The sequence below is a fragment of the Solidesulfovibrio sp. genome, from assembly GCF_029978005.1.
Lineage (GTDB): Bacteria > Desulfobacterota > Desulfovibrionia > Desulfovibrionales > Desulfovibrionaceae > Solidesulfovibrio.
In genome coordinates this window covers 1-2865 of the sequence record NZ_JARKOZ010000020.1, presented here as the reverse complement: position 1 = coordinate 2865, position 2865 = coordinate 1, and the positions used below count along the sequence as shown (strand labels likewise).

At 71.0% G+C, this 2865-nt stretch carries 1 protein-coding gene; it reads left to right on the top strand.

What is annotated here, in order from left to right; translation table 11 throughout:
- Positions 1–2702 (top strand): caspase family protein (locus Q1K70_RS02145; protein ID WP_300155104.1); only part of this gene is annotated, 2702 nt, incomplete at its 5' end.
- Between the last annotated feature and the right edge of the window lie 163 nt (positions 2703–2865).

Below are 2865 nucleotides of genomic sequence, written 5' to 3'. Positions count from 1 at the left end.
CGGCCTCGGACGACAAGACCTGCCGCGTCTGGGACATCCGCACCGGCGAACAACTGCGCGTGCTGCGCCCGCCCATCGGCCACGACTACGAGGGCCGGCTCTACAGCGTGGCCATGAGCCCCGACGGCCGCTACGTCTTCTGCGCCGGCTGGACCGGCTACGGCTGGGACAAGACCCACAGCGTCTACATCTTCGAGCGCGAGTCCGGCCGGCTGGTCAAGCGACTCACCGGCCTGCCAAGCGTGGTCAACCACCTTTCCGTGTCCCACGACGGCGCTTACCTGGCCGCGGCCATGGGCGAGGAGGGCGTGCGCGTGTGGCGACTGTCCGACCTGTCCCTCGTCGGCGGCGACAAGGACTACGGCGGCGAGGCCTACGGCGCGGCCTTCGACGGCAAGGGCCATCTGGCCACGGCCTGCTACGACGGCGCGGTGCGCCTGTACCGCGTCACGGACACCGGCCTGTCGCTGCTGGCCAAAACCCGCGTCCCCGGCGGCACGCGCCCCTTTTCCGTGGCCTTCTCCCCGGACGGGGCGCAACTGGCCGTGGGATTCACCGATTCCCCTTCCGTGGCCGTGCTCGACGGCGAGACCCTGAACCTCCTCGGCGCGCCGAACCTCGCCGGCGTGGACAACGGCAACCTGGCCTCGGTGGCCTTCGCCGCCGACGGAACCCTGCTCGCCGCCGGCCGCTGGGTCACGGACCGGGGCTGCCCCATCCGCCGCTTCAAGCCCTCGGATTTCGTGCAGTACCAGGACCTGGACACGGGCAAGTCCGCCGTGGTCACCCTCTGCCCGCTGCCGGACGGCGGCGTGGCCTACGGCACCGTCGCGCCGCGCTGGGGCGTGCTGCGTCCGGACGGCTCCTTCGGCATGACCCGCTCCCCGGCCATCCGCGACTACCGTACCTCGGCGAAGAATTTCCTCGTGGACCGCACCGGCGAGACCATCGCCTACGCCGCCACGCCCAAGAAGGGCTCCTACCGCTTCGCCCTGCCCGGCCGCGACCTGCGCCAGCTCGACGCGCCCACGCCCGACCTGGCCGCGCCGCGCACCCAGGCCCCGGGCATCGCCGTCACCGGCTACGAAGGCAGCCGCACGCCCATGCTCAACGGCCAGGCGCTCAAGCTCAAGGACTTCGAGACCGCCTACTCCCTGGCCATCGCTCCGGACAATCGCCGTCTGGTGCTCGGCACCTCCTGGAACGTGCGGGCCTACGGCGCGGACGGTCGGCCCCTGTGGCAGACGCCGGCCCCGGACACGGTCTGGGCCGTGAACGTCAGCGGCGACGGCCGCCTGGTCGCCGCGGCCATAGGCGACGGCTCCATCCGCTGGTACCGCATGGAGGACGGCAAGGAGATCCTCTCGTTTTTCCCCAACGCCGACGGCAAGCGCTGGGTGCTGTGGACCCCGGCCGGCTACTACGACGCCTCCTCGGGCGGCGAAGACATGATCGGCTGGAACGTCAACAACGGCCCGGAACACGCCGCCGATTTCTTCCCGGCCTCGCGCTTCCGCGACGCCTTCCACCGGCCGGACGTGGTGGACCTGGCGCTTCGCACCCTTGACGAAGATCGGGCCCTGGCCGCGGCCAACGCCGCCCGGGGCGGCGACGTGCGCTCGCCCTCGGTGCTGACGGCCCGGCCGCCGGTGGTGGAGATCCTGACTCCGGCCCCGGGCGATGCCTTCACCTCGCCCGATGCCACCGTCAAGTTCGCCGTGCGCAGCCCCGGCGGCGAGGATGTCACGGCCGTGCGCCTGCTGGTCGACGGCGCGCGCGTGGCCGAAGATCACCCGAACCTGGCCGGGCGCGGCTTCGAGCCGAGCGTGCTGCAGTCCAAGGTCACGCTGCCCCAGCGCGACGTGGTGCTCTCCGTGGCCGCGGACAACCGCAACGGCCCCTCGGCCCCGGCCACCGTGCGCCTCAAGTGGGCCGGCAAGGCCGCCGCCCCGGCCGCACCCGCGGCCAAGCTCTACGTGCTGGCCATCGGCGTCGGGCAGTACGCCGACAAGTCGCTGGCCCTGCAATTCCCGGCCAAGGACGCCCAGGACTTCGCCGAGGCCATGTCCGCGCAAAAGGGCCGCCTCTACGGCGACGCGCAGATCCGCGTCCTCACCGACGGCGCGGCCACCAAGGAAGCCGTCCTCGAAGGCCTGGACTGGATCGAGCGCCAGACCACCCAGCACGACGTGGCCATGATCTTCCTGGCCGGCCACGGCGTGAACGACAAGAACGGCGACTACTACTTCCTGCCCGCCAACACGGACCTGGAAAAGCTGCGCGCCACGGGACTGCCCTTCCTGGAAATCCAGAAGACCATCCGCAACATCGCCGGCAAGACGCTCTTCTTCGTGGACACCTGCCACAGCGGCTCCATCATGGGCGCGGGCCGGCGCGGCATGGGGGACCTCAACGGCGTGATCAACGAACTGGCCAGCGCCGGCAACGGCGCGGTCGTCTTCGCCGCCTCCACCGGCCGGCAATACTCCCTGGAAAAGCCGGAATGGCAAAACGGAGCTTTCACCAAGGCCCTGGTGGAAGGCGTCAAAGGCAAGGCCGACACGCGCCGCACCGGCCGCGTCACCTTCAAGATGCTCGACCTCTACATCTCCGAACGCGTCAAGGAACTCACCCGGGGCGAACAGACTCCGACCACCGGCGTGCCCGGCACCGTGGAAGACTTCCCCGTGGCGGCTTACTAGGGGGATGAGTAGGGGAGGAGGAGAAGACGGGGCTTCGCCCCGAACCCCACCAGGGCGCTGCCCTGGACCCGCCGGGGGGGATCATCCCCCCCGGTCCCCCCGGTCGGCGTGGTGTGGCGGATTGGCTGCGGTCACCGCGAGGTCGGTCGAGCAGCGGACCGAA